Genomic DNA, 26,505 nt, shown 5'->3' with positions numbered 1-26,505 from the left:
TTCGCCGGTTTCACGTGCCACACGCCCACGGCGATGAACAGCAGCACCACGCTGATCTTGATCGCCACCATCACATTGTTCAGCCGCGTCGATTCCTTCACGCCGTACGACACCACCCAGGTGATCGCCAGCATGATCAGCATGGCCGGCAGGTTGACCATGGTCTCGACACCGGGCACCGCGCCTGGCGCGGCCGTGAGTGCCACCGGCAGCTTCAGGCCGAAGCCGGCGACGAGCGACTGAAAATAGCCAGACCAGCCCACCGACACCGCCGAGGTGGCCAGGCCGTATTCGAGCAGAAGGTCCCAGCCGATCATCCAGGCGATGATCTCGCCCAGCGTGGCATAGCTGTAGGTATAGATCGATCCCGACACCGGGATGGCGGAAGCAAACTCGGCATAGCAAAGCGCGGCGAAGCCGCAGGCCATGGCCGCGATGACGAAAGACACCGTCAGCGCCGGGCCGGCGGTCAGCGCGCCGGTGCCGGTCAGCACGAAGATGCCGGTGCCGATGATGGCGCCGATGCCCATCATCACGAGATCGATCGGCCCAAGCACTTTCTTCAGGCCGCCAGCGTGGCTGTCCGCCAGCATGGCATCTATGTTCTTGGTTCGGAACAAGCTCATACAGGTGTCTCCTCTATGTGCTGCCGCAGCGATCGCATGGGCCCGCGCCGGAGCTGGCGGCGGGTCATGCGGGCGCGATGGCATCGGGACAGCGTGCTGCCGGGTAGGCCGCACGGCTTGCCGGCACGCTGGTCGCGCGCCGGCCCCGTTATCTGTTGGAATTGCCCGGCGCTCCGCCTATTGCAGCAAAGGTGGTCGCAGTAGCACCGGGGGGCCGCTCACGTGGACGCGGACATTGTCGAGCGTGTGGGGATGGTAGAGGCTGCCCGCGGCCAGGGCTTCGCGCCAGGCGGCGAAAGTGAGGTATTCACGCTGTCTGTCTCCGTATGCTTCTTTTGTTCGGAGCAGTGTAGAAAGCGCCCGCGCCATCGTAAAATCAAGAAATCCAACACCTGATATCTTGAAAACGAATAGCGGAAGGATGGGCGCGCGCCGACGCATCAGGCGTCAGACGAGGCCGCGGATTGTTGCAATGCCTGCCTCGACGCAATGTCCGGCAGCGCCACGCAAGCAATCCTGTCCATGGTGATACCCCGTGTCCAAGGCGCACTGCCGCCGGGGAAGCATGATTCTTCAACTTGACGCATGCCGCGAAATAATAATTCCTGCGGTTTGGGTGAATGCCGCCGCCAGCTCGATGTCGATCTCCGACGGTTCCCGCGGCTGTTCGAAGTACATCGCCAGTGAACCCACCAGGTTGCCTGCGGAGGTCTCCACGGGGAAGGACCAGCAGCCGCGGTAGTGGAACTGGTCTGCCAACCATGTCCATGGCTGCCACCGGGGTTCGTCGAGTACATCACGCGTAATGACTGGGGTACCCGTGGCAACGGCGAGACCGCATGCCAGCGATTCAGGCGAAATCAGGAATCCGTCCACGCATTTCGCGTAGTCAGCCGGCATACCGGCTACATGGTGCAACGTATCACCCCGGGCGATGTAGAACGCGCACCGTCGACGATCTTCCGCCTGGTCCAGCAGACTCTGGATGAGGATGCCAAGCGAGCATTCCAGCGAGTCGCCGTTCATGGCCGACTGAAATGCTTCCTTTTGTGCAGAAAGCCAGATCTTGCTGCGTTGGAGCCCGTGTTCGGCGCGTGTTCGGTCCGTGACATCGGCGAACGTGATAGCTACGCCTAGTATGACGCCCTCGGATGAGCGATGAGGATAGATGCGCCTCAGAAGCCAGCGATCCTGGCCTCGTCCGACGATGGCATCGCTTTGGATTCCTGTTGCCAGAACGGCCCGAATATCCGAAATGAAGACGTCATCGCGAAACGACCGGCGCAGGTCGGAAACGCTTCGGCCAACATCATTCGGCATGAGCGGTATGGCCTCGGAGATGGCCGGCGTGAACCAGCGCACCTTCAGGTCCCGATCAAGAAAGACCGTCATGACAGCGCCCGAAGACAGCACATCGCTTTGCATCCTGATTTCGGCGACTCTCGCCTTCAGATCGGAATTCGCGTCGTTGAGGTCCTGGTTGCTGGCGTTCAGATCCGCGTTTGCGGCCTTCAGCTCTTCGTTAAGCGCTTGCAGTTCTTCGCGCGAGGCCTCCAGCTCTTCGCGAGAAATGCGCAGGTCCTCTTCCCAATCCATCCTTTGACCATGGATATCGCAAAGCTCCTTGCTGGCTGCGAGCGGATCCACATCATTGCCGACCGCATCCTCGGTACTGAACGAGACCAGCAATCGGTTCAGCCTTCCGTCGGTTGAGGGTTCCAGGGGGGTCACGCTGACCCTGACAGAGGCAGTCTTGCCTGCCATCTCGAACATACCCAGGAACGCCTGCGGTTGTGCGCAAGCCAACGCCCTTTGGACCGCGATCCTGAGCTCCGCTGCGCAGGCACGGCTTACAAGCCGCAGAAGATTCAGGGTCGGCTCCCCAGCGGGAAAACTCAAAATTCCCGCCGTATCTCCATACAGGCGTAGAAGATTGCATTGTTCGTCAATCAGTACCGCCGGAAGATGAGGCGACTGCGCCGCCGTGCGAACCGTTGACCTTGCAATGCTGGCGCTGCTTGGCGCCAGGCTGCGCTTGCCCTCTCCAATGTCGTCCACTTTCCTGTGGATATTCCACCTTCTCGAGACTGGCACGAAGCCAACGCTATCCACCGGATACGCTTCGCTCGCCCCGACGAAGAGGCCGCCTCCGATACGTAAAGCGCTGTTGAGTGTGCGCAGCACGTCCTTGGTGGTGGCAGGTTCCAGATAAATCAAAAGGTTGCGGCAGGTCACGACATCGACCCCGGCGATAGGCGGGTCCGATATCACGTCCTGGACGGCGAACACCATGCGTTCGCGCACGAAGCGTTTGATGCGATAGCGACCATCTACCGCATAGAAATAGCGAGAGACCCGACCCGGGTCCATTTTGGCGAAGGACTCAGCCCTGAAGCCACCGTGGCTCGCCATGGCGACCGCTTCTGGCGCCGCGTCGGTCGCGAATATCTGGTAATCGACTGCGTGTCCGCTTTCCTGGACGATTTCGTCCAGCAGTATCGCCAACGAGTAAGCTTCTTCGCCAGTCGAGCAAGCAGTTGTCCAGAGTCTCAGCGGCGTACCGTCGTTCTCTTTCACCATCGGCTCGAGCATGTCATGCTTCAAAGCGCTCCAGGCTTCAGCGTCACGAAAGAACTCCGTGACATGAATGGGCAGGCCACGGACCAATGCCTCAAGCTCGATGGGGTCGTCCTCGACGAGCCAGGCGTAGTCCTCAAAGGAATAGACGAGCCGCACGTCCATACGTTGCTGGATACGCCATAGCAATGGCGACGGCCGATAGCCGCTGAGATCAAAACCAACTTCGCGGCGAATCAGTGCCAGGATCCGATCGAGCGTTCTGGCAACCGTGGATTCCCAGAGTTCCGAGGCAGCCGGTCGTGTGTATCCCTCTTCAAAGCAGGCAAGCAACTGCCCCGCCATAGCAGTGACGGGCAACACATGATCGTGAATGCGTCGCCGAATCACTGCCATGGGCATGGCGTCATGCTGCGCCGTCAGGGGATCCTGGACGATGACGATGCCGCCGGCCTGCCGGAGACTTACCGCGCCCGCAGTACCATCCATGCCCATGCCAGAAAGTATCACCGCAACCGCCCGCGGACGGCCCTGCGCCGCGACGCTTTCAAGGAATGCATCGATCATATCGATGCCCGGGCGGCGAGCGCCGCCTTGTGCCGGCCGTGTGCGGAAAACCCCCTCCTCCAGCGTCAGGATGCTGTCAGGTGACGGGATATAGATGTATCCAGGCGAGGGACGCGCATCATCCCGCGCTTCGATCACGGGAATCTTTGTCCATTTACGCAGCACATCCGCCAGGCGATTGGTATGAGCGGGTGGCAAGTGCTGCAACACGACCATCGCGTAAGGCGGTGTGCCAGTAAAGGAGGCAAACAGGGTCTGTAGCGCACCGATACCACCCGCCGATGCACCGACCGCTACGATAGGCACATTGCTGTCAGGCGTGTGAACAGCGATAGCGTGACTCATTGCAGTTCACCTCCCATTGCCGCTATTCGACCCGAGAGCGGCTGCTCAGCCCCCCGGAGAACAGGATGGTCGTTTGAGCGCATATTCGCCTGGCCAAGTCATCACTTGCCCAGGCCTGCCATCTTTATGATAAGCAACAGGGCGTTGTCGCGAAACTTGAGAAGCGCGGGGTCCCTACCGGCAGCTCGGTTCGGCCAGGACCCGGTGCAGCGATGGACCGCACCTGAAGGGAAACCGGCGCAATCTCTCCCGCGGTAAGCGCTTCCAGCACGATCTATCCAGCCACGCCCATGCCCCACGCCATACCGAAGTTGCGGCTAAATTCGGTCGGGCTGCGTAGGGGCCGGAGGCTCAGGCCATGCATCGGCCGACAGGCCATCATGCATCGCATTGATTGCAGGAGGGCGGGGTTCGCGGAGGCGGGCCTGTCATGAAATGCAAAGCAGCAGACATGTGTAGGGAAGCGATTCGCCGGCTCGCTCGGTACCGTGCTCCATTGAAGCCACGTCTTACCGCTTCGGCCGACAAGTAGATGGCGCAACGAAATGCTGTTCTCTTTTTCAGAACACGATTGCTGATCGTGTGCCATTGAACAGCCTCCACCGTCCAACCATACTGACCCGGACGAACACCACTGACTGGAGCATTCACGATGGAGCAATCGAAAGCAGGATTCCTGGTGGCGGCCTTTGCCGAATTCTTTCCAGGTGCCAAGGACATCGGTTCGTATGTGGGCGGGATGCTGATCCCGGGCACCGGCGACGAGATCCAGTTGTTCGACCCTGCGACCGGAGAGAGGAGCGTCACCTATCGCGACGCCGGTGCCGACGTGGCCGCGCTGGCCTGCGCGGCCGCGCACGAGGCGCAGAAAATCTGGTGGGGCATGACCCACGCCGTGCGTGGGCGCACGCTGTTCGCGGTGGCCGCCAAAATCAGGGAGCACGGCGAAGCCTTGGCCCGCCTCGAATCGATCTCGACCGGCAAGCCGATCCGCGACAGCCGACGCGAGGCCGAGATGGTGGCCGAGATGTTCGAGTTCTACGCGGGCTGGGCTGACAAGTTCCACGGCGACGTCATCGCCGTGCCGACCACCCACCTCAACTACACGCGCCGCGAGCCTTACGGGACCATCCTCCATGTCACGCCGTGGAATATCCCCATCCTGTCGTTCGGCTGGCAAGTCGCGCCGACCATCGCCGTCGGCAATGCAGCGCTGCTCAAGCCGTCGGAGCTGACGCCGTTCACGTCGCTGGCGGTTGCCGCGCTGGCTGAACAGGCCGGCCTGCCCGCCGGGTTGGTCAATGTGCTGGCCGGCTACGGTCACACGACAGCCCAGACAGCCATCGCGAACAGCATCGTGCGTAAGGTCGTCTTCATCGGCTCGCCCGCAACGGGCGCAAAGATCGCCGAATCTGCTGCGCGGCACCTGATCCCGTGCATCCTTGAACTCGGCGGCAAGTCCGCGAATATCGTCTTCGAAGACGCAAACCTCGACATGGCCGCAATTGGCGCCCAGGCAGCCGTTTACTCGGGCACGGGCCAGAGCTGCACCGCCGGATCGCGCCTGCTTGTGCAGCGCCGAATCTACGACGAACTGGTCGACAAGGTGGCAGAGGGCGCGCGCCGGCTGCGCATCGGGCATCCGCTCGAATCGTCGACGGAGATTGGGCCGATCAGCAACCGCGGCCAGTACGAGCACATCAAGCGGATGATCGTCGCGGGCGTCGCAGAAGGCGCCCAGCTCGCGGCCGGCACCACGGATTTCGAGTCGGGCGGCTATTACGTCAAGCCGACGCTGTTCGCCGGCGTCTCGAACTCGATGCAAGTCGCCCGCACCGAGATCTTCGGACCCGTGATCGCCGCGATTCCGTTCGACACGGAGGAGGAAGCGATCGCGATCGCCAATGACAGCGAATTCGGCCTGGCCGGTGCAGTGTGGACCAATGACGTTGCCCGCGCGCACCGTGTGGCGGCCCAGGTGGACGCCGGCACATTCTGGATCAACGGCTACCGCTCCGTGCATGTTGCCTCGCCATTTGGCGGCTACAAGAACAGCGGCTACGGGCGCACGAGCGGCGTCGAGGCGCTGTACGAATACACGCAGACGAAGAGCGTGTGGGTCCAGACCGCCGCCACGCCGACGACACGGGTAGGCCGTTCGTGACTTGACCGCGAAACGGACAGGAGCTGGATCGCGCCAAGCGATTCGTTGTGCCTGCGACGCCCGCAGACTCGATCAGCGGAGCTACCGGCGTCGCGACTCACTTCATGTCGGCTATCAGGAGTTTAAGAAATGCGTCTGATGTCTAAGCTTCGCAGCATTGCCTGCGTCCTGGCGATGCTCTCTGGAACGGGTGTTGCCCATGCGCAGGAATTTGCCGGCCGCGTGGTCAACGTGATTGTCAATTTCCCGGTGGGCGGCCCCACCGACCTGGAGGGGCGCGTTTTTGCGCAACATCTGCCGCGCTTTCTGAAAGGCACCAGCGCGGTCGTCGTTCGCAATGTATCCGGCGCCGGCGGCATGATCGGCGTCAACCAACTCGGCGACGTCTCCGAGACCAATAAGTTCAACATCGGCTTCTTTACCTGGGACCCGATGCAGCAGATCCTGCATCATCCGAACTTGCGGGTCCAATTCAACGACTTCAAGTTCATTGCCGGCATGGAGCAGACCAACCTGCTTTACATTCGGCGTGACACCGCCCCGGGCATCGCCAAGCCTGCCGACATTGCCCACGTCAATCCGTTTCGTGCCGCGGTACTTTCGAATGGTTCGGACTGGTCGGCGTTGCGCCAGAGTCTGGCCCTTGACCTGCTAGGCGCCAAATACCGGACCATCACCGGCTACAAGGGGACGCGCGAGGCCGAAGTGGCGATGCTCCAGGGCGACATCCAGTTGGTCAGCAATTCCTTGCCCGGCTACAACTCCTTTGCCAAAAACAGCTTGGTGGGCAGGGGTCTGGCGATTCCGCTCTTCCAGTTCGAGCGCGGCGATGGCAACCGCAGTCCCCATCTTCCCGATGTGCCTACCTTCCTGGAGCTCTATCGCGAAATCCACGGCGCCAATGTGAACCCTGGCGGTGCGAAGTGGGAAGCGCTGCAGTTCCTGAACAGCATCTCGCGCATGGCGCGCGTGATCTTCATGCCGCCCAATGCCCCCGACGCCGCCGTCGCTGAACTGCGTAGCGCAGTGGAAAGGATGGCGAAGGATCCGCAATTCATGGCGCAGTACGAAAAGGCGGCGCTGGCGCCGGCGCATTTCGTCCTTGGTGCCGACGGAGAGCGCGTCATTGTGGAACTGAAAAGGTCGCCGCCGGGGATGGAGACCTTCTTCAACCAGTACATCCAGTCGAATTCATCGCGCTGAGCGCTGCGCGCGCGGCCAATGACAGCCGCGTATATGCCGTCGGCATGCGCGCACGCGGGGGCGCCAAAAAAGAAATGGGTATGGACGGAGACGAAATAATGAATTTTGCGTTACCGGAAGAACTGCGCATGCTGAAGGATTCGCTGCGCCGCTTTGTGAATCAGGAGCTCATCCCGGCCGAACTCACAGCGCGCAAGGACGACAAGCTGATTCCCGAACTGCGTACCCGCGTCGAGGCGTTCGGGAAAGAGCTGGGACTTGACAAGTTCGACGTGCCCGTCGAATACGGCGGACTGGGCTTTGGCTTGCTCGCCAAAACCGTCGTGTGGTCGGAACTCGCCCGCACGGTGGCCCTGCCGGTACGGGCGATCAATCCGTTCGGCGCGACCGTGTACCCCGTGCTCTATGAACTCGACCCTGCGCAAAAGGAGCGCTTTCTCTTGCCGACACTGCGCGGCGAATTGAAATGGTGCTTTGCCCAGACCGAGCCCGATGCGGGTTCTGACCCCGGCGGCATGAAGACCACCGCCGTGCGCGACGGCGATCATTACGTGATCAACGGTTTCAAGCGCTTCATCACCGGCGCGGCTGATGCCGATTATGCGCAACTGATGGCCGCGACCGACCGCACAAAGGGCTCGCACGGGGGGATCTCCGCCTTCATCGTCGACATGAAAGCTCCCGGGGTCAAACTGCTGCGCGCACAGAAGATGCTGGTCGACGACACGCCTTGGGAAATCGCCTTCGACGATGTCAGAGTGCCGGTGGAAAATCGCATCGGCGCCGAAGGTGAAGGCTTCAAGCACGCACAGAAAGTGCTCACCGTACTTCGCGTGCGTCACGGCGCCAAGGCCTGCGGGGTGATGGAGCGCTGTCTCGAGCTGGCCGCGGGCTACGCGAACGAGCGGGTGACCTTCGGCAAGCCGCTTGCTGAACGGCAAGGCGTGCAATGGTCGATTGCCGATTCCTACCTGGAGTGGCATCAGCTCGAACTGATGGTCAGGCACGCAGCGTGGAAACACGATCGCGGCGAGGACATTCGCACGGAAGCCTACATGGTGAAGAACTTCGGTGACAGCAAGTCCTTTGAAGCTGCGGATCGATGCATGCAACTCCACGGCGGCATCGGGCTCTCGACCGAACTGCCGATCGAGAAATTCTGGCGTGATCAGCGCAGCATGTTGATCACCGATGGACCGACCGACGTTCTCAAGATTGCCATCGCGCGGCATGCATTGAATGTGTTCGGCTGATGGCGCTGGTCCGCCAGGGCGCATTGCCGATCCAGGCAAGGCATCGCGCCCGAATCTGTTTCCTTCTGGAGAACCCTTGATGAATCCAAGCCGCATCCACGAACTCCTCGAGCCGTGGCTCGCGAGTGAGCCCGACCGCGAATTCATCCATCTGCCCGATCGCACTGTGACCTATGCCGAGGTCGGCGCCATGGCCAGCGCCCTGGAGGCGGAACTGCTCGCCCTGGGCGTGCGCTCCGGCGATCGGGTGGTAATCGTGACGGAAAACTGCACCGAGCATATCGCCTTGCTGCTCGCTTGCAGCCGCGTCGGCGCCTGGTCCTGCGGAGTCAATGCCCGCATGGCCGCCGGCGAAGTCGACGCTTTTGCGCAATTGGTCGATGCGCGGCTGGCCTACTTCACCACGGGGGTCTCCGCGGTGGCAATGACCCATGCCCGGCGCCACCACGCCCGTTCATCGACGCTCGACGGACTCATGCACAGCGACGTGAACCTTGAGGCGGTCGCCGAACAGGGCAGCGAAGCCGAACGCGTCGCGGCAATCATCTCCACCTCCGGCACCACCGGCAGGCCCAAGGGCGTCATGGTGACTCACGCGGCCGTGCTGCATGCCGCGCGCGTCTCCTGCAAATCCCGCGGCCTCGGGCGCGACGATCGCTTGTGCCTGTTCGTGCCGATGACCCATATCTTTGGCCTCGCCGCCGTGCTGGCCTCGTCGCTCCATTCGGGCGCAACATTGGTCCTGCGGCAGACCTTCTCAGCCGCCGACGTGCTCGACGCACTCGCCCACCATCGGGTCAGTCAACTGCAAGGTCCGCCGGCGCTGTACTCACGCCTCCTTGCCCACCTCGAGAGCCATGGCATCGCCCGGCCATCAGCGCCGCATCTGCGCTACCTCTACACAGGGAGCAGTCCGCTCGATCTCGCGCTGAAGGAGCGCGTGGAGGCTTGTTTCGGCCTGCCGCTGCACCACGGTTATGCGAGTTCGGAATCGCCGGTCGGCTGCGCCACCACGAGCAACGTGCGGCGCCAGGACACCGCCGCTGGCTATCTACTGGAAGGCATGTCCATGCGCATCGTGGACGCCGGCCATCGCGATGTAGCGACAGGAGAGACCGGGGAGATCTGGCTTGCCGGCCCGTATTTGACGCCCGGCTACTTTCGAGATCCCGAGGCTACCCGGCAGGCGTTCCGTCCCGGCGGCTGGTATGCCACCGGTGACCTTGGGCGGCTGGGCGAGGACGGCGCGCTGTTCATCGTCGGCCGAACGAAGGAGCTGATCATCCGCTCCGGCTTCAACGTATATCCGGCAGAAGTCGAAGCTGTGCTCAATCAGCATCCCAGCGTGCAGCGCTCGGCGGTCGTCGGGCAGCGAGAGCCTGATGGGAACGAGAAGGTGATCGCCTTCCTCGAGCTCCGCGACGGCGTGGGCTTTGATGAGCAAGTACTGCGCGGCTACCTGCGCGAGCAACTGGCCCCCTACAAGCAACCGGCACTGTTTCGCGTGTTGCCCTCCTTGCCGATGACCGACACCGGCAAGTTGCTCAAACGAAATCTACTTGCCCACCTCGATGCAATGGCGCAGGGATGACCTGGCTGTTGCCCTCGTGAAATGAACGAAACAAGGAAGGAGAAAGAGATGAGTAATGAAGTAGTAAGTTATGAACTCGATGGCGACGTTGCCCTGATCGGTCTCAACCGCCCGGCCAAGCGCAATGCCTTCAACGACGAATTGCATAAGCAGTTGCACACGGCGGTGATGCGCGCGGGTGAAGAAGCCAGGTGTGGCGTTCTGTTTGGTCATGGGGAGTGCTTCAGCGGCGGGCTGGATCTCGCCTACGCCGCGGCGATGTGGGAAAGCGGCAAGGAGCACAAGCTGCCGTATCCCCGCAATTACGACACCGAGCTGATTGCCCGGGGCAGGATACCGTTCGTCTCTGCCTTGCATGGCGCCACCATCGGTGGTGGCTTCGAGGCCGCGGCCAGCACCCATATCCGGGTCGCCGACGAAACGGCGTTCTTCGCCCTGCCCGAGGGCCAACGTGGCATCTTCGTCGGCGGCGCCGGCTCGGTGCGGATCAGCCGGCTGATCGGGACCGCCCTCATGACGGATTTGATGTTGACGGGACGCGTGCTGAACGCCGAGGAGGCGCTGCGCTTCAACGCGGTGCAGTATGTGGTGCCTAAGGGACAGGCGCTGGAGAAGGCAGTCGCATTGGCCCGGCGCATCTGCGCCAACGCGCCGCTGACCAACTTCGCCGTCACCAATGCCCTGCCGCGCATCGCTGATATGTCTTACGACGATGGCATCTTCGTCGAGCGACTGGTCAGTGAATATACCCTCAGCTCCGAAACGACCGCACGCCTGAGCGAGTTCCTGAACAAGAAGGCGGTGCCCATCAAGGCGCCGGGAGGGGGAGAAACGCTGTGAACCGCCTGCGCGATTCGGCGATCGTCGCTTTTGCCGAAACCAAGGTAATGGAAAAAAGCGATCGCGACGTCTGGGAGCTTGATGCCGAGGTCCTCGAAGCCCTGCTCGAGCGCAGCGGCTTCGAGAAGGGGGAGATCGACGGCCTGGTCATGGCCGGATTCGGGCTGACGGCGGCCGGTGAGAGCTTCTGGGCACAGGTCACGGCCGACCAGCTCGGCCTGGAACTCGACTACTGCGACCAGGTGCATATCGGCGGCTGTTCAGCCACCGGCAGCGTCGCACGTGCCGCGGCGGCAATCGATGCCGGCCTGTGCACCACGGCCTTGCTGCTGTTCGCCGACACTGGCGTGGCGGAAAACAACCGGGGTGACCGCAGCTTCCGCCGCGAGTGGGCCGATCCGTACGGTGTCTTCGGCCCCCCCGATGCTTTCGGCTTGCTGACGCGGCGCTACGAGCATCAGTATGGACTTGACTACGAGATGCTGGGCAAGCTCGCGGTCACCCAGCGCGCCCATGCCGTGTTGAACGAGAACGCCTGCGAGAAGCTGCGCAAGCCGATCACGATCGATGACTACCTCAACTCGCGCATGATTGCCGACCCGATACGTCTGCTCGATTGCGTCATGCGCTGCGACGCCGCCTCCGGCCTGCTGATGACGAGCAGGCGACGCGCCAGGGAAAAGGGCATCGACAAGTTCGTCATACCGATCGGCTACGGCGAGCGGACCAACTTCCAGGGCGGGGAGAACTTCGTCGATGTCACCCGAAGTGGCCACGAGGTTTGCGGCAAACGCGCCCTCGCCCAGGCGGGACTCGCGCTCAAGGACATTGCATCGTTTCACCCCTACGACGATTTCATCATCGCGATCATGCTGCAGCTCGAGGCGTTTGGATTCTGTGGGCCGGGTCAGGGCGTGCAGTTCATCCGCGACATGAACTTTGCCTTCGATGGTGACCTACCCTTGAATACCGGCGGCGGCCAGATCTCGGCGGGGCAAGCGGCATGCTGTTCGCACAACCTGATCGAGGCAGTGAGGCAGTTGATGGGCGAAGGCGGCGCGCGTCAGGTCAGGAACACCGCCAATGCGCTGGTGAGCGGCATCGGCTGGATCAATTACTCGCGCAACTGGGGCACGAGCAGCGCCCTGGTCCTTGCTCCCAACGCATGATCCCTACACAAGGCGGACCATGGAAACAGCTATTCCCGAACTTCCCGATGATACGTTTGCTGTCAAGCGCGCGATCAAGCCATCCAGCTTCACGCAGCCATTCTGGGCGGCGACACGCGAGAAGAAGCTGGTCATCCAGTATTGCCGGGCGACCGGCAAGTATCAGCATTACCCGCGCCCAACCAGCATCTTCACCGGCCGCAGGACCGACATCGAATGGCGCGAAGTCTCGGGTCGCGGCGAAGTTTTTTCATGGACCGTAGTGCGGCGCGGCGCCGCGCCGTTTCGTGGGCACGAGCCCTATGTGGTCGCGTCGGTGACCCTCGATGTCGGCGTCAATGTGATTGCCAACCTGGTCAATTGTTCGCTGCATGAGGTTTGCATCGGCATGAAGGTCGTGCCCTGCTGGCTGCCGATAGACGATGGCATGCACCTGCTGATGTTTCAATCGGAGCGGTAGAGGAAAGACCGATACTCCCGATTCCGCTGGCGTGCCAGAATGGGCGCCTACACGCCTCGTCTGGAACGACCGCATGACAGCGCCCTACACCGAAAGCCGTATTGCTTACCTGTATGAAGCGGTGCGCTGCGGCACAGTGCGCGCGGCGGCCGACTTCCTCGACATCGCGCCCTCTGCCGTGAGTCGGCAGATCGCATTGCTCGAGGAGGAACTCGCCACGCCGCTCATCGAGCGCAACAAGCGAGGGGTCAAGCCAACCGACGCTGGCGCGCTGTTGCTCGAGTACTTTTCACTACAGCGTGCCCACCAGGCCGACCTCGTTTCCAAGATCCAGGAATTGCGGGGACTGCGCCGCGGCAAGGTCACCGTCGTCATGGGTGAAGGCTTCGCGTCGACGATGGTCGGCGGCCCGATACGGCAGTTCCGCGAAAGCCACCCGGAAATCTCGCTCACAGTGGACCTGTGCAGCACCAACGAAGTGGTGCGCCGCGTGGCCGAGGACGAGGCCGACATCGGGCTGGCGTTCAACCCGTCGCCCGACCCCAAGGTCGTCAGCCGCTCTGAATCGCGTCAACCGATGCACGCGATCGTTGCGCCGGATTTCCCGCTCGCCGGCAAGTTCGGATCGGTCACGCTGCAGGACTTGCTTCCTTATCCGCTGGCATTGACGCATCCGGAGCACGGCACGCGGCGGCTGGTGGAGGCGGCGATGCTGCTCGACCGCGTCCGGCTGACGCCAGCATTGACAACGAATTCGGTCACCTTGCTCAAGCTGTTCGTCACCAATAATCTCGGCTTCACGTTTCTGGCGCGGATCGCGGTTGCCCCTGAGCTGGAAGCCGGCCAATTGATGGCAATCCCGGTCGAGAACCGGTTGCTGCAAAGTCCGGAGGCTCAACTGATCACGCGCGTGGGCCGCCAGCTTTCGCCTGCCGCGAACCGGTTGCTGCAACGACTAGCTGCGCAGATCCATCAGTACGACGCGGCGGTATGACCTGCGCCCGCATCTTTGGGCACGCATACGGGCCCGTGGGTGTTGCTCCTTAATAACAGCCGCAACCGCCGCGAAGCTCACGAGGCCGCTCAGGGTTTTCTGTTGCCACTTGGGCCAGCGCGGCGCCGTGAACATGAGACGATGGCCGGGCTCGGGCCATCAGGAGACTCTCGTCCCATGCGCTGCCGAGACATTCACATGGCAATTCCACTTTAGAAGCGGTCCTTCGTCGAGAAACGCCGCCCCATCATCAGCCGGCTGGAGCATCCCACAGAGTGATGGACGACCCAGCACATCCCGTTCTCGCGTGGGTCTCCTGCGGGAGGTCTTTGCCATAGGGTAAGCATGCGCTCCTTTCGACACATTTGCGAATGCAGTGAATTACGCGGTCAGCGAGCCGTGAACTTTGCTAGTGTTTTTGTGGGCCATTTTCACCGTGTTTGGAGCTAGTTGCGAAAGCATATACTGGCTCGACGGCGTGCTCACCTTCGCCGGCCGCCAGAACAATCTGTTCGTGCGCGAAACCGCCATCGTTACGCGGGGTTTCGACGTCCTGACGGTGGCGGTGGCGATGGCCAACCTTGATCGTGCTCGCGGTGCCTATGGGGTTGAAGGTGCGGCCTGAGTCCCCTGTTCAACTCGACACTTCTGGAGTCATCATGAATCCTCTCACTGAAGTCCTCGACCGCGCCGATCCCGCCCTGGTGGCCGAACTCGAGGCGTTCTACAAGGACCTCCACCAGCACCCAGAGTTGTCGATGCAGGAAGTTCGCACCGCGAAAATCGTCGCCGATGCCATGGAAGGTCTGGGCTACGAGGTGACGCGCAACGTCGGCGTGACTGGCGTGGTCTGCGTGATGAAGAATGGCACAGGCCCGACCGTGATGCTACGCGCCGACATGGATGCCCTACCAATGGCAGAGGACACCGGCCTGCCGTATGCCAGTACTGTGATCGCGCGCGACGATGAAGGCGTAGAAGTCGGCGTCGCGCATTCATGCGGCCATGACATGCACGTGACCTGGATGATCGGTGCCGCCCGTATCTTGTCTGCAAGTCGCACCGCCTGGAGCGGCACGCTGTTGATCGTATTCCAGCCCGGCGAGGAAACGGCCGAGGGCGCATCCTCTATGGTGGGCGAATGGGGCGAGGGTCGCTTTCCGAAGCCCGAAATTATCCTCGGGCAGCACGTGATGGTCGGCGCGGCAGGCACCGTCAACTACCGTCCCGGCATTACGCTGTCCGCCGGAGATAGCCTGAAAATCAAGCTGTTCGGGCGCGGTTCGCACGGCTCTCAGCCGCAAACCTCGATCGATCCGGTCATCATGGCAGCAGCGACCACGTTGCGCCTGCAGACCATTGTCTCTAGGGAAATCGCGCCGACCGAACCGGCGGTGCTCACTATCGGCTCGCTGCAGGCCGGTACCAAGGAGAACATCATCCCCGACGACGCCACCATCAAGCTGAACATGCGCACCTTCAGTGAGGACACGCGCGAATACATGCTCAATTCGATCCGCCGCATCTGTTGCGCCGAGTGCGATGCCTCCGGTGCCGAGCGTCCGCCCGAGTTAACCACGATCAACAGCTACCCGTTGACCGATAACGATCTGGCCGCTACGGAAAAGGTGGCGCAGGCCTTCGGCCGCCAGTTTGGCGAGAAGGCGTCGCAGGCACCCGGTCCGGCATCGGCCAGCGAAGACTTCAGCATCTTCGGTCGCACTTGGGGCGTGCCCTATGTATTCTGGTTCGTCGGCGGTACCAACCCGGAGGTGTACGAGAAGGCCAAACAGGAGAGGACCATCAACAGAATCCCTAGCAACCACTCACCGAAGTTCGCGCCGCAGATCCATCCGACGCTCGAGACCGGCTTGGCGGCTATGCTGACAGCCGCCAGCGCGTGGTTGTGTCCCAGTGTATGAACGTCCACGAATTGGCCATTGCCGGCTTGAATGACCACCGTCTGTTCACGTTTCTCGATCTGGCCGGCACATTTGCCTTTGCCTTCAGCGGCGCGGTCGCGGCCAGAGACCGCGGCCTCGACTGGTTCGGTGTCATCGCCATTGCCTTTGCGGTCGCTTGCGGCGGAGGCGTGCTGCGCGATCTGTGCATCGGCGCCGTGCCGCCCGCGGGACTAACCGATTGGCGTTATCTCGCCGTAGCTATGGCAGCGTCATGGGTGGTGCTCGCTGCGCGTGCGCTGGTCGTGCGCCTTGCACACCCGGTGACCTTGTTCGATTCTCTGGGACTCGGATTGTTTGCAGTGACCGGCGCGCAGAAGGCCTTGATTTTCGGCCATAACGCCGAGGTGGCGGTGATTCTCGGCGTAGTTACCGCCGTGGGTGGTGGTGTGGCGCGTGACGTGCTACTCAATCGGGTGCCTATGATCCTTCGGCGCGAGGTCTATGCGTCGGCGGCTCTGGTGGGTGCCGTCATCGAGGTGTCCGGCGAGCGCCTGGGATGGGTGTCCAGTGGGCGAACCTGGACCGCCTTGATGGCGTGCTTCGCGCTGCGTTACCTCTCCCTTCGCTACAACTGGAATCTACCGCGCTCGCTCGGACATGATGGCAGTGGGAGCGGATCAGACAAGTGATAAGCGCAGGACTGTGGGGCCACCCGTGATGGTGCAAATGATGCAACCGGCATGGGGCCGCTCCTCGCCCTGCGGAGCCGGTCCAAGAGGAATGTGTTCGGCGTCGGGCCGCAATATCGCTCCCCAGTCGCCCTTCTTACCTTTGCTTTCCTATGCTTCTAATCTTCCGTTGCAGGCCAAAATTGACGTATCGGATATCTCCGGGTTGATACAGTTTGACGATGTCATGGCGTGGATCTCGGTCAGGCAAACCGCGCCATGGCTTAGCCTATACGCCGCTTGAAACCGGTGAGCTGCTCGCGCGTCGCCACGTTCCTAGGCGTGGTAGCTCACTCGTGCTTTGGTTGCCGTCAGTCGCTTGACATAGCGAGTGATGATCTTCCGTGGCGGATCCCCCGGTACAAAGCCTAATCACTTACTCAGAAGTTGAGAATATTGGAAGCAATGCGGAAGGCAGCGCACGGCGGGCGGTGACTTCCGCAGGCGCCGTCCCGACGGCTATCCCAGTCAGCGGGCGATCGTTGAAGTTACCCATCTGAACCGGCTGCGTCAGTGGCTGCCCGGATCCTTACATCGTCGCCTGGAAGTTGGCGGCTACACGCTGGCGCAGATAGTCTTCCGCGCTGATCAGCGCGTATTTGCCGGACGGGCTTTCGATCATCACGTCGCGGTTGGCCTGGCAGAAAAAGGCCACGCTGTAGCGCGAGCCCTGGTATTCGTGCGGCTGCGGGTTGCGCACGCGGTGGAAATTGGAGGGCAACTGGTCATCGCTCCAGCGCATCAGCATGTCCCCGATATTGCAGGTGATGATGTCATCCGCCGGCTCGATGCTGGTCCATTCCTGGCCCTCCATCTCCTTGCCCGGACACAGTTGCAGGCCGCCCTGGCCCGCGCGCTGGAACAGTAGCGTCAGGCAGTCGAAATCCGTATGCGCGCCGGCGCGCCACAGTCCAGATGGCACCGAGGGATCGCTCGGGAAGTAGTGCAGCAGGCGCAGCGTGCTCTGGTAGGTGGGTCGGGACGGGTCGTGCGCGCGGGTGAAGAAGTCGCGCGCGAAGCCGAGCTTCTCGGCAAAGCAAGACAGCACGCGCATGCCGACCTGCCAGCATTGCGCCTCGAACGTCAGCATGACAGCGCGAAACGCCGGCAGCTCGTCTTCGGTCGGCCACAGCGGCGCCATGTGCGGCAGCGTGATCTGGTACGACTCCTTCTGGTCGTGTGTGCCCGTGGACGGTCGCACCTGCGCCTTGCTCTCCCAGCCGCTGTTCAGTGCCCGCTGCAAGGGGTACTGCGCCTTGACGGCGTCCGGCAGGGCGAAGAAGCGCTGTGCCATCTCGAACGCTCCCTGGACCTGCGCCAGGTCGATGCCGTGGTTGACGAGCTGGAAGAAGCCGACATCGGTGGCGGCTGCCCACAGCGCTTCGGTGATCTCCGGGCGGCGCGCCTCGAAGTCGGAAAGGTCGATACGGCGGACTTCACGCGCATGGGTCTCGGAACCCCGGCCGCCCATGCGGGCTTCCTTGTCGAGTTCGGTCAGCGTATGAGGAGAGGCGGTCAGCGTAGTCATGTGTGCTCCGTGCGAAAGAAGGTCGATGGGAGTCGGACCCGGAGCGGCAGGCAACGCGCGGAAGCATGAGCAGTCGATCCGGGCAGTGCAGTCTTGAAGCTCCGAAGGTAAGCAAGCCAAGCCGTTGCGGCCCGACCTGTTCCGACTTCAAGAGCAATTCCCGGCCAGCCGGCACCACATGCGCGACTGGTGAACGCTTCTACTCTCGCCAGCGACAATGCAAAGTCCACGCCAGGCGGTGAGGCCAGTCAGGAGAGGGGGAATTGCGCGGTGGACGCACCAGTGGAAATCCCGATGCACCGCCAACGTGCATGTCGTGCACAGCGATGGCGTGCCGACATGGCCGGGGCGGCAACCATGCACAGGCCTCTCGCACCGCCGCAGATGGCATGGAAGTTGCGGAAGTACGGGCGAGAGTAGAAGCGTTCACTGTCGCGCCAGGAGCCGGACGGCTTTTCGGATCATCGGCGCGACAGCCGGAAATTGCTCTTGAAAGCCGCGCCTGCGTCCGGTAGTCCGGGCCGAGGCCGTGCCTTCATGACGCATGCCCGGCATCCATGGAACCGCTCGGGCTCTCATCATGGCGCGACCGCAGGCGTGTTGAACGACAGCTCAAACCACGCCCCGCCATGACACCTCGCCTCTTGCTCCGCCGCCTGCTCGGGTTGGCAGCCATTGCCGCCACCTGCTGGTCCGCCAGCGCCTTTGCACTCGACAAGGTCATTTTCCTCACCTCCTGGTACGCCCAGGCCGAACACGGCGGCTTCTACCAGGCCGTTGCCACCGGCCTCTACAGGAAATACGGCCTCGATGTGCAGATCCGCATGGGCGGGCCGCAAGTCAACGGCATGCAGATCCTGGCCAGCGGCCAGGCAGACTTCCTCATGGGCTATGACCTGCAGGTACTCAAGAGTGTCGAGCAGGGTGTGCCTGTCACCACGGTCGGCGCCTCGATGCAGACCGATCCGCAAGGCATGATGACGCATGAAGACGTGAAGAGCCTGGCGGACCTGAAGACACGCACCATCCTGGTCTCCACCTCCGGACGCACGACCTGGTGGCCGTGGCTGCGAGGCAAGTACAAGCTCGATGAATCGCAGTCGCGCGTCTACACGTTCAACCTGCAGCCATTCTTTGCCGATCCCAATGCCGCGCAGCAGGCCTACGCGTCGTCGGAACTGTTCAGCGCCGACAAGGCGGGCGTGAAGTCGCGCTTCTTCCTGTTTGCCGATGATGGCTACCCGCCCTACGGCACCACCATCGTGACGATGGAGAAGACCGTCAAGGAAAGGCCGGACCTGGTCACCCGTTTCGTGCGTGCCTCGATGGAAGGCTGGAAGAGCTACCTGGCCGACCCGGCGCCCGCCAACGCGCTCATCAAGCGTGACAACCCGAACATGAAGGACGACCAGATCGCCTATGGCCTCGAGAAGCTCAAGCAGTTCCGCATGATCACCGGCGGAGACGCCGCCACGCAGGGCATCGGCGTGATGACCGACGCGCGCTGGCGTAAGACGCGTGATTTCATGGTCGAGGTAGGGTTGCTCAAGGCCGATGTGGACTGGAAGCGCGCCTACACCACGCAGTTTGTCAAGGACCTGAAGGTGATGCCATGAAGACCGCATTGCTTGCTGAATCTGTGTTCTATTGGGGAGGCCGCCATGTCGCTCGTCTTTCGTAGCAGTCGCACTGCTGCCGTCCCGCAAGGGGGTGGAAGCCAGCCGCCGCTGGATGGCGTGCGTGCCGCCGATGCCCCGGCGTTGTTCGCCAACCAGGTCGAGAAGACGTATCCGAACGGCACCGTGGCCCTCGAGCGGGTCAGGCTAGCCATCCAGCCGGGCGAGTTCGTCTCACTGCTCGGGCCGTCCGGCTGCGGCAAGAGCACGCTGCTCAAGTTGTTTGCCGGACTTGAACAACCGTCGGCTGGCCATGTGCGCTGGTGGGGCCGCCCTGCGCTCGCCGCGGGAATCGGCACGCCAGGGCGTACGTTCGCGATGGTGTTCCAGGAGGCAACGTTGATGCCATGGGCGAGCGTGGCGGACAACGCGCGCCTGCCGCTCGATCTGGCCCGCATGCCGCGCGCGGAGGCCGACGAGCGCGTACGGCGCGCCCTCGCGCTCGTTGGCCTCGGTCACTTCGGAAAGGCGTACCCGCGCGAATTGTCCGGCGGCATGCAGATGCGTGTGTCGATCGCGCGCGCTCTGGCCGTACAACCCGACCTTCTGCTGATGGATGAGCCCTTTGGCGCGCTGGACGAGTTTACGCGCAACAAGCTCGATGCCGACCTGCGCGCACTGTGGGCCGAGCGCGGGCTGACAGTGGTGTTTGTCACGCACAGCATCTACGAGGCGGTCTATCTGTCGAGCCGCGTGATCGTCATGGCGGCTCGCCCGGGTCGGGTCATTGCTGACGTGCCGATCGAAGGCCCAGCCGTGCGCGACGATGCCTTCCGCGTGTCGCCGGCCTTCATGCAGTACTGCGCACAACTGTCGGCTTTGCTGACACAGGCCAATACCGGTGCGCCGGCGGCCGACTGATCCCTGGAGAACCCATCATGAACCCTCCGTTGTTGTCCCGTCCGGCCGTACAGCGCGTGGCAGCGCCGCTGGCCGTGGGCATCGTCCTGCTGTTCGCCTGGCAGTCCGTCTGCATGGCATTCGACGTGCCGTCCTATCTGGTGCCGTCGCCCGTGGCCATCGGCAAGACGCTGGCTGAAGACTGGTCCCTGTTGTTCGGTTCCCTGTGGGTGACGCTGCGCATCACGTTGCTGGCGTTTGCGCTGGCCGTGGTATGCGGCACGGTCGCTGCATTCCTGTTCGTGCAGAGCCGGCTGATCGAGGCGAGCCTGTTTCCCTATGCAATCCTGCTGCAGGTCACCCCGGTGGTGGCGATCGCGCCGCTGATCATCATCTGGGTCAAGGAGCCGACGCTGGCGCTCGTCATCTGCGCGACGCTGGTGGCCGTGTTTCCGATCATCTCGAACACGGTGCTCGGCTTGCGCAGCGTCAACCCGGGACTCGCCAACCTGTTCCGCATCAATCGCGCGAGCCGTTGGGACACGCTGGTGCGCCTGCGTATTCCGAGCGCACTGCCGTACTTCTTTGGTGGACTGCGCATCTCGTGCGGTCTGGCGTTGATCGGCGCGGTGGTGGCGGAGTTCGTGGCCGGCACGGGCGGCACCGGTGCCGGGCTGGCGTACCAGATCCTGCAGGCGGGCTTCGCCCTCAACATTCCCCGGCTGTTTGCCGCGCTGTTCCTGATCACGGTGACGGGTATCGCCCTGTTTGTGGCCATGGTTGCACTGTCGCGGCTTGCGCTGTCCCACTGGCATGAAAGTGAACTGGCATGACGACCCCTTCTGAACAACACGCATCCCTGCTGATCCGCAACGCTGCCGCCATACTCACCGGGCAGGACGGCAGCCCGGGCCGGCCCGAGCGCAGTCCCGGGCCAGATCTGCGCATCGTGAATGGCAGGATAGACGCGATCGGCCATCTGAGGCCGCTACCCGGTGAACGCGTCATCGATGCGACGGATTGCGTCGTCTATCCCGCCTGGGTCAACACGCACCACCATCTGTTTCAGTCGTTGCTCAAGGGCGAGCCGCAAGGGCTGAACCTGACGCTGACGCCCTGGCTGGGCGCCACTCCCTACCGGTTCCGCGCGGCGTTCGACGAACATGCCTTCCGTCTGGCCGCCCGCATCGGCCTGGTCGAGCTGGTGCGCAGCGGCTGCGGTACGGTGGCGGACCACAACTATCTGTATTACCCCGGCATGCCGTTCGACGGCTCGGCGATCCTGTTTGAGGAAGCCGATGCACTGGGGCTGCGTTTCGTGCTCTGCCGCGGCGGCGCGACGCAATCGCGCGGGCTCGAGAGTGCCTTGCCGCAGGCGTTGCGCCCGGAAACGCTCGATGCCTACCTGGCAGACTGCGAACGGCTGGCCGCGCGCTATCACCAGTCCGGGCCCGGGGCGATGCGCCGCGTAGTCATGGCGCCCACGACGCCGCTGTATTCGATGTCACCGGAGCAACTGCGTACATGCGCGCGCACGGCACGTCGCCTTGGCATCCGGCTGCACAGCCACCTGTCTGAAACTGTGGAATACCAAAACGCCGCCAGCGCCCTGCACGGCACGCTGCCAGTCGCGTTCTGCGGCGAGCATGAGTGGCTGGGGCCGGATGTCTGGTTCGCGCATCTCGTCAAGCTCGCTCCGGCGGAAATCCGGATGCTGGGCGAAACCGAGACGGGCATTGCGCACTGCCCGCAGAGCAATGGACGGCTCGGCAGCGGCATCGCCGACATTCCGGCACTGGAGGCAGCCGGTGTGCCGGTGTCCATCGGTGTGGATGGTGCGGCCTCCAACGAGGCGGCGGACATGATTTCCGAAGCCCATGCCGCATGGCTGATGCAGCGTGCCAGGCGCGGTGAACTGGCGCGCTCGCATGCCGAGGGCGGCCAGGGCGAAGGTGGCGCCGATGCCGCGCGCGTGGAGGACGTGGTGCGCTGGGGCAGCGCCGGCGGTGCGGCAGTACTGGGGCTGGAGGGCGTCGGCACCCTTGCGCCGGGGCAGGCTGCTGATCTCGCGGTCTACCGACTCGACGATCCGCGTTTCTTCGGACTACACGATCCGGCCATTGCCCCGGTGGCCAGCGGTGGCCGGCCAACGCTGCGAGCACTACTGGTAGGCGGTCGCGTGATCGCCGAGGACGATGCGCTGCCGGGCGTGGACCTGGCCGAATTGGGCGCCCAGGCGCGCGAAGCCGTTGCGCTGCTGAAGATGCGGGCACTCGGGGATTAGTACACGCCCGGAAAGAAAGCGTCACCTATAAAACAAAAATCGATATACCCGATGCCACCGGCACCCAAGCACCACCACACCGAGCCCACGCCGGGTGGCACGAATAAAAGCACGAAGACATAAATGGAACCCGACAGGGTTCCCATTACACAACGTTCCAGCAAGATTAATTCACAGAGGTCTAAACATGCAGAAGCAGTACAAGCCGGCACTGAAGCTGGCGGCGGTAGCGGCTACCCTTCTTTCCGGCGCGGCCATGGCACAGTCCAGCGTCACGCTGTACGGCCAGGCTGACATGTTCGTTGGCGGCGTCAAGAGCCCGGGCGTCGGCGAGCGCGCCTGGGTCGCCGACTCGGGCGGGATGCAGACGTCCTACTGGGGTATTAAGGGCGCGGAAGACCTGGGCAGCGGCACCAAGGCCATCTTCGACCTGGACGGCTTCTTCCGCACCGACAGCGGCAGCGGCGGGCGCTTCAACGGCGACTCGATGTTTAGCCGCGGCGCCTACGTCGGCCTGCAGAACGATACCGCGGGCACGTTCAAGCTGGGCCGCAACACCGCGCCGTACTTCATCTCGACCATCCTGTTCAACCCGCTGGTCGATTCGTACGTGTTCTCACCGACCATCTTCCACACTTACTTCGGCGCGACCAGCGGCGCGGTGACCGATCCCGGCATCATCGGCGATTCGGGGTGGAACAACTCGGTGTTGTACAGCACGCCGAACTTCGGCGGCCTGACCGCCAACTTCATCTATGGATTCGGCGAACAGCCGGGCGCCGCGGGCAAGAACAAGTGGGGTGGCAACGTCCTGTACTTTGGCGGCCCGTTCGCCGCGACGGTGGCATACCAGCAAGTTCGCTTCAACAATGCGCCGACCGACTTGGCCAGCGCCGGTCTATCGCGCCAGGACGCCGCCCAGGTGGGCCTGTCCTATGACTTCAAGGTGGTCAAGCTGTTTGCCCAGGGCCAGTACATCAAGACCCGCGCAACCACGGCGGCGTCCGGCAACATCAAGCACGTCAACGGCCAGTTCGGCGCGTCGGTGCCCATCGGCGCCGGCAGCCTGCTGGCTTCGTACGCTTACGACAAGACCGACAATTCGCTGGGCGATTTCAAGCGCAACACCTTTGCCGTTGCCTACGACTACAACCTGTCGAAGAGGACCGACCTCTACGCCGCTTACTACTACGACAAGATCACCGGCATCGAGCACGGCGATACGTTTGGCGTGGGCGTGCGCCACAAGTTCTGAAGACGTCACCGTCTTACCGGCGGTACCGACGACGGACCGCCAACTCATCCAAACAGGAACGAAGATGAGTGCGTTTGAATACCTCGAACCTGCAACGCTTGCAGAGGCGTCGGCGCTGCTGCACCGTTGCGGCGGTCGGGCCAGCGTTCTGGCGGGCGGCACCGACTTGCTCGTGCAGATCAAGGAATCGCATCGAAAACCGTCCCACGTCATCAATATCAATAAGATCCCGGGCATGGATGTACTGGCGTTCGATCCGGTCGATGGCCTGAGCATCGACGCGCTGGTTACGACGCGCGAAGTGGAGACATCCGATGTCGTGCGGCGCCACTATGCCAGCCTGGCCAAGGCCGTGAGGGAACGGATGAGTTGGTCTCGCGCATAACGATTCCGACGCCACGCATGAGCACGCAGCAGACTGGTGGTGGCAATCACCGGTGGCTGCTGTGGCCCAACACCCGCCGTTGGCTGGACGAGCCCACTAATGGCAGGGACGGTCGGTCAGTGACGATGGACACCGGATCGGCCCGCGAGCATTCCCACGGACATCAGTTATCGCGAAAGCGATCGAACGTTGGCTGATCTCATGATCGGGCGTTCTCGGTGTGGACGAGAGTATCTTCTCTGCGGCCATCTTTGCAGTTCGCAGTTGCGACAAGGCCTTTTGCCACCAAAACGACTTTGCCTGTAACACCCTGCTCTCCAAGCAACTGATGCGCCCGTCTTGCCTCGGCCAGAGAAAACCTTTCCGCAATCAGCGGCTTGATTCTCTTCTGTTGAAGCAAATCGAATAAGGTGATCAGGTCTTGGCGAAATAATGCTGGCCGCATTCGCTTGAGCCACTGAATGCTATAGGGAACGACGCGCTTCCGACCCGGGAGAATGTAGCTCGCGGCAATGAACAAACCGAAGATGGCGAGTCGTTGGAAGCGATTCCTGCGACCTGAGCGACCTGACGCCACTCGCCCTCCTCGCAGCGAGGCAGAGAGTCCATAAGCCACTACCGTCCCGCCGGGACGCAGCGCCTCGCGCGAACGCCAAATATTGGGTCCGCCGATGCCATCAAAAACGACGTCCACACCCGATCCCGTGAGGCGGTGAATTTCATTCACAAAATCAACCTGTTTGTAATCAATCGGGATCCCGCCCAAAGCAGAAATCACAGGCGTATGTTGCGATGAGCAAGTCCCGTACATCTTGAGACCGGCAAGTCCCCCGAGTTGCATCAGTGCCGAGCCGACGCCGCCTGTCGCGCCATGAATCAACACGCTCTGGCCCGCTTTGACTTTCGCAGACCGATGTAACATCTGGTAGGCCGTGACGTAGTTCAGCACTAGGCTGACAGCCTCGGCGGCGTCCAGTCCGAAAGGCACGGGAATAAGTTCACGCTGCGGCAGACAGACGAACTCGGAATACGCGCCAGTGATGGGCAGCGCGGCCACCAACTGATCTGAACCGACCTCGGAAACTCCGGCGCCAAGTCGATCCACCAGTCCAACCAGATCCCACCCCGGTGTGAATGGCAGAGGAGGCGTTTCGGGATGAAAGCCTTCGCGCATCATCAGGTCGGGCTGGCACACACCCGCTGCCAGCACCCTTACTCGCACCTCACCGTTCTTTGGCTCAGGGCACTCTTCATCTATCACCTGAAGCGAATCAGGGCCACCGTAATGAGTGACTATGACGCGCGAGTTTTTCATTTGACGGAGCCGTCTCGGTAGCAGAACTGCGCGGCGGATTGCCGACGTCTATGTTGTCTTAGTCAAGGATTGGCACGACCAGGTCCGTGTGTCCAAAGCCTTTCGAGTAGTCAAGGACAGAAATGACAGTGGGCGTCACTCGGAATATCCTCACCTCGTTCCGGGTAGGCATTGGTACTGGCAACTTGGTTTGCTGTGGATACTTAAGGGGAAGCATGTGCAGTACGTCGTCCGCCTCGACCGGGTCGAGGACGGGCTTCGCGCGCGCTGCCATGGACAGTCCCGTGATCGCCATCAAGTCTGAGGTATCGTCATCGATGGTCAGGGATACCCGGTCGTCCTGAGCTAGATTTGCTGCTTTCTGGCTTTCCAGGCCGCATAGGAAGTAGAGGACAAGGCCTTTGCTGACGTAGCCCACAGTGGTCGCTTGCGGCCAGCCATCCGGCCTGATCGTGGCAATCGTCATGACCCGGTGATGCTCCAGTAGCGCCAGGATCTTCTTTCCGATCTCGTCATCCATGATGACTCTCCCTTGCAATCGGGACACAGGGTACCGCTTGCCAACGCTTCGGAGATGTGTCGATTGCAGAAGAGGCAAAACCAAGAGGAAACGCCAGTCCGATGGCACCCGGCATGCACAGGAAGGCCGCGGTGCGCGGCGCCACAGCCATCGACCTTTGTTTCATGATAGAAGCGGCAGATCCTTGCTTGTTGACTTGTATCAATCAAGTTCTGCATCGAACTCTGCGAGGCGTGGCAAAGGCGGGGCGGCTTCCGGCTCCTTCGACCGTCGCCACGGCA

22 protein-coding genes are annotated in these 26,505 nt (G+C 62.4%); 17 read left to right on the top strand and 5 right to left on the bottom strand.

Going from position 1 to position 26,505, the window contains the following annotated elements; translation table 11 throughout:
* A partial coding sequence (locus AC3FKG_RS25125; RefSeq protein WP_488744417.1) for an amino acid permease occupies positions 1-626 on the bottom strand: 626 nt, incomplete at its 3' end.
* Between the two features lie 573 nt (positions 627-1,199).
* Positions 1,200-4,115: a chemotaxis protein CheB gene (locus AC3FKG_RS25120; RefSeq protein ID WP_488744416.1), complete on the bottom strand. Its 2,916-nt coding sequence runs from the start codon at positions 4,113-4,115 to the stop codon at positions 1,200-1,202.
* A gap of 652 nt (positions 4,116-4,767) precedes the next feature.
* Here AC3FKG_RS25120 and AC3FKG_RS25115 point away from each other — a divergent pair.
* From AC3FKG_RS25115 to AC3FKG_RS25065, 11 genes are all read left to right on the top strand, one after another.
* Positions 4,768-6,279: an aldehyde dehydrogenase family protein gene (locus tag AC3FKG_RS25115; RefSeq protein ID WP_488744415.1), complete on the top strand. Its 1,512-nt coding sequence runs from the start codon at positions 4,768-4,770 to the stop codon at positions 6,277-6,279.
* A 129-nt stretch (positions 6,280-6,408) separates the two neighbouring features.
* Positions 6,409-7,482 carry a Bug family tripartite tricarboxylate transporter substrate binding protein gene (locus tag AC3FKG_RS25110; protein ID WP_488744414.1) on the top strand — a complete coding sequence of 358 codons (1,074 nt, stop codon included), beginning with the start codon at positions 6,409-6,411 and terminating at the stop codon, positions 7,480-7,482.
* 80 nt (positions 7,483-7,562) lie between these two features.
* The gene (locus tag AC3FKG_RS25105; RefSeq protein ID WP_488744413.1) at positions 7,563-8,735 is read left to right on the top strand and encodes an acyl-CoA dehydrogenase family protein; all 1,173 of its coding nucleotides are present in this window, start codon (positions 7,563-7,565) and stop codon (positions 8,733-8,735) included.
* Positions 8,736-8,814: 79 nt separating this feature from the next.
* Complete coding sequence (locus AC3FKG_RS25100) at positions 8,815-10,326, top strand: class I adenylate-forming enzyme family protein (RefSeq protein ID WP_488744420.1); 1,512 nt, start codon at positions 8,815-8,817, stop codon at positions 10,324-10,326.
* 48 nt (positions 10,327-10,374) lie between these two features.
* On the top strand, positions 10,375-11,166 hold the full coding sequence (locus AC3FKG_RS25095) for a crotonase/enoyl-CoA hydratase family protein (protein WP_488744412.1): 792 nt from the start codon (positions 10,375-10,377) through the stop codon (positions 11,164-11,166).
* Complete coding sequence (locus AC3FKG_RS25090; protein ID WP_483712396.1) at positions 11,163-12,335, top strand: thiolase family protein; 1,173 nt, start codon at positions 11,163-11,165, stop codon at positions 12,333-12,335. Before AC3FKG_RS25095 ends, AC3FKG_RS25090 begins: the two co-directional genes overlap by 4 nt.
* Before the next feature lie 19 nt (positions 12,336-12,354).
* The gene (locus AC3FKG_RS25085) at positions 12,355-12,795 is read left to right on the top strand and encodes a Zn-ribbon domain-containing OB-fold protein (protein WP_483712397.1); all 441 of its coding nucleotides are present in this window, start codon (positions 12,355-12,357) and stop codon (positions 12,793-12,795) included.
* Positions 12,796-12,868: 73 nt separating this feature from the next.
* The gene (locus AC3FKG_RS25080; protein WP_483712398.1) at positions 12,869-13,789 is read left to right on the top strand and encodes a LysR family transcriptional regulator; all 921 of its coding nucleotides are present in this window, start codon (positions 12,869-12,871) and stop codon (positions 13,787-13,789) included.
* Positions 13,790-14,267: 478 nt separating this feature from the next.
* Entirely contained in the window at positions 14,268-14,414 is a 147-nt protein-coding gene (locus AC3FKG_RS25075; RefSeq protein ID WP_483712400.1) for a hypothetical protein, read from the top strand.
* Between the two features lie 34 nt (positions 14,415-14,448).
* The gene (locus AC3FKG_RS25070) at positions 14,449-15,711 is read left to right on the top strand and encodes a M20 family metallopeptidase (protein WP_488744411.1); all 1,263 of its coding nucleotides are present in this window, start codon (positions 14,449-14,451) and stop codon (positions 15,709-15,711) included.
* Positions 15,708-16,382, top strand: coding sequence for a trimeric intracellular cation channel family protein (locus AC3FKG_RS25065; protein ID WP_483712402.1), 675 nt, complete (start codon positions 15,708-15,710; stop codon positions 16,380-16,382). The genes AC3FKG_RS25070 and AC3FKG_RS25065 overlap by 4 nt, the downstream gene beginning before the upstream one ends.
* 568 nt (positions 16,383-16,950) lie before the next feature.
* Here the strand turns inward: AC3FKG_RS25065 and AC3FKG_RS25060 are convergent.
* Positions 16,951-17,949 carry an isopenicillin N synthase family dioxygenase gene (locus AC3FKG_RS25060; RefSeq protein ID WP_488744410.1) on the bottom strand — a complete coding sequence of 333 codons (999 nt, stop codon included), beginning with the start codon at positions 17,947-17,949 and terminating at the stop codon, positions 16,951-16,953.
* 629 nt (positions 17,950-18,578) lie between these two features.
* On the opposite strand from AC3FKG_RS25060, the gene AC3FKG_RS25055 reads away from it, so the two are divergent.
* The 6 genes from AC3FKG_RS25055 (at position 18,579) to AC3FKG_RS25030 (ending at position 24,389) form a co-directional block, all read left to right on the top strand.
* Entirely contained in the window at positions 18,579-19,565 is a 987-nt protein-coding gene (locus AC3FKG_RS25055) for an ABC transporter substrate-binding protein (protein WP_483712404.1), read from the top strand.
* A 45-nt stretch (positions 19,566-19,610) separates the two neighbouring features.
* Positions 19,611-20,486 carry an ABC transporter ATP-binding protein gene (locus tag AC3FKG_RS25050; RefSeq protein WP_483712405.1) on the top strand — a complete coding sequence of 292 codons (876 nt, stop codon included), beginning with the start codon at positions 19,611-19,613 and terminating at the stop codon, positions 20,484-20,486.
* A gap of 17 nt (positions 20,487-20,503) precedes the next feature.
* Positions 20,504-21,298, top strand: coding sequence for an ABC transporter permease (locus AC3FKG_RS25045; RefSeq protein WP_488744409.1), 795 nt, complete (start codon positions 20,504-20,506; stop codon positions 21,296-21,298).
* On the top strand, positions 21,295-22,749 hold the full coding sequence (locus AC3FKG_RS25040) for an amidohydrolase family protein (RefSeq protein ID WP_488744408.1): 1,455 nt from the start codon (positions 21,295-21,297) through the stop codon (positions 22,747-22,749). The genes AC3FKG_RS25045 and AC3FKG_RS25040 overlap by 4 nt, the downstream gene beginning before the upstream one ends.
* A 187-nt stretch (positions 22,750-22,936) precedes the next feature.
* Complete coding sequence (locus tag AC3FKG_RS25035) at positions 22,937-24,004, top strand: porin (RefSeq protein WP_488744407.1); 1,068 nt, start codon at positions 22,937-22,939, stop codon at positions 24,002-24,004.
* Between the two features lie 64 nt (positions 24,005-24,068).
* Complete coding sequence (locus AC3FKG_RS25030) at positions 24,069-24,389, top strand: FAD binding domain-containing protein (RefSeq protein ID WP_483712411.1); 321 nt, start codon at positions 24,069-24,071, stop codon at positions 24,387-24,389.
* Between the two features lie 199 nt (positions 24,390-24,588).
* Here the strand turns inward: AC3FKG_RS25030 and AC3FKG_RS25025 are convergent, their stop codons facing one another.
* The gene (locus AC3FKG_RS25025; protein ID WP_483712413.1) at positions 24,589-25,704 is read right to left on the bottom strand and encodes a medium chain dehydrogenase/reductase family protein; all 1,116 of its coding nucleotides are present in this window, start codon (positions 25,702-25,704) and stop codon (positions 24,589-24,591) included.
* A 58-nt stretch (positions 25,705-25,762) separates the two neighbouring features.
* Entirely contained in the window at positions 25,763-26,224 is a 462-nt protein-coding gene (locus AC3FKG_RS25020) for a pyridoxamine 5'-phosphate oxidase family protein (RefSeq protein ID WP_483712414.1), read from the bottom strand.
* Positions 26,225-26,505: the final 281 nt, after the last annotated feature.

It is taken from the genome of Cupriavidus sp. 22TCCZM04-2, from assembly GCF_057798895.1.
This window is presented reverse-complemented; position numbering and strand designations above follow the sequence as displayed.

What these genes read in the sequence shown, in the direction of transcription:
- AC3FKG_RS25085 (WP_483712397.1), top strand. Translation starts at nt 12,355, where the DNA reads ATGGAAACAGCTATTCCCGAACTTCCCGATGATACGTTTGCTGTCAAG.
- AC3FKG_RS25035 (WP_488744407.1), top strand. Translation starts at nt 22,937, where the DNA reads ATGCAGAAGCAGTACAAGCCGGCACTGAAGCTGGCGGCGGTAGCGGCT.
- AC3FKG_RS25095 (WP_488744412.1), top strand. Translation starts at nt 10,375, where the DNA reads ATGAGTAATGAAGTAGTAAGTTATGAACTCGATGGCGACGTTGCCCTG.
- AC3FKG_RS25045 (WP_488744409.1), top strand. Translation starts at nt 20,504, where the DNA reads ATGAACCCTCCGTTGTTGTCCCGTCCGGCCGTACAGCGCGTGGCAGCG.
- AC3FKG_RS25025 (WP_483712413.1), bottom strand. Translation starts at nt 25,704, where the DNA reads ATGAAAAACTCGCGCGTCATAGTCACTCATTACGGTGGCCCTGATTCG.
- AC3FKG_RS25065 (WP_483712402.1), top strand. Translation starts at nt 15,708, where the DNA reads ATGAACGTCCACGAATTGGCCATTGCCGGCTTGAATGACCACCGTCTG.
- AC3FKG_RS25100 (WP_488744420.1), top strand. Translation starts at nt 8,815, where the DNA reads ATGAATCCAAGCCGCATCCACGAACTCCTCGAGCCGTGGCTCGCGAGT.
- AC3FKG_RS25110 (WP_488744414.1), top strand. Translation starts at nt 6,409, where the DNA reads ATGCGTCTGATGTCTAAGCTTCGCAGCATTGCCTGCGTCCTGGCGATG.
- AC3FKG_RS25115 (WP_488744415.1), top strand. Translation starts at nt 4,768, where the DNA reads ATGGAGCAATCGAAAGCAGGATTCCTGGTGGCGGCCTTTGCCGAATTC.
- AC3FKG_RS25060 (WP_488744410.1), bottom strand. Translation starts at nt 17,949, where the DNA reads ATGACTACGCTGACCGCCTCTCCTCATACGCTGACCGAACTCGACAAG.
- AC3FKG_RS25050 (WP_483712405.1), top strand. Translation starts at nt 19,611, where the DNA reads ATGTCGCTCGTCTTTCGTAGCAGTCGCACTGCTGCCGTCCCGCAAGGG.
- AC3FKG_RS25080 (WP_483712398.1), top strand. Translation starts at nt 12,869, where the DNA reads ATGACAGCGCCCTACACCGAAAGCCGTATTGCTTACCTGTATGAAGCG.
- AC3FKG_RS25105 (WP_488744413.1), top strand. Translation starts at nt 7,563, where the DNA reads ATGGACGGAGACGAAATAATGAATTTTGCGTTACCGGAAGAACTGCGC.
- AC3FKG_RS25055 (WP_483712404.1), top strand. Translation starts at nt 18,579, where the DNA reads ATGACACCTCGCCTCTTGCTCCGCCGCCTGCTCGGGTTGGCAGCCATT.
- AC3FKG_RS25120 (WP_488744416.1), bottom strand. Translation starts at nt 4,115, where the DNA reads ATGAGTCACGCTATCGCTGTTCACACGCCTGACAGCAATGTGCCTATC.
- AC3FKG_RS25030 (WP_483712411.1), top strand. Translation starts at nt 24,069, where the DNA reads ATGAGTGCGTTTGAATACCTCGAACCTGCAACGCTTGCAGAGGCGTCG.
- AC3FKG_RS25020 (WP_483712414.1), bottom strand. Translation starts at nt 26,224, where the DNA reads ATGGATGACGAGATCGGAAAGAAGATCCTGGCGCTACTGGAGCATCAC.
- AC3FKG_RS25070 (WP_488744411.1), top strand. Translation starts at nt 14,449, where the DNA reads ATGAATCCTCTCACTGAAGTCCTCGACCGCGCCGATCCCGCCCTGGTG.
- AC3FKG_RS25040 (WP_488744408.1), top strand. Translation starts at nt 21,295, where the DNA reads ATGACGACCCCTTCTGAACAACACGCATCCCTGCTGATCCGCAACGCT.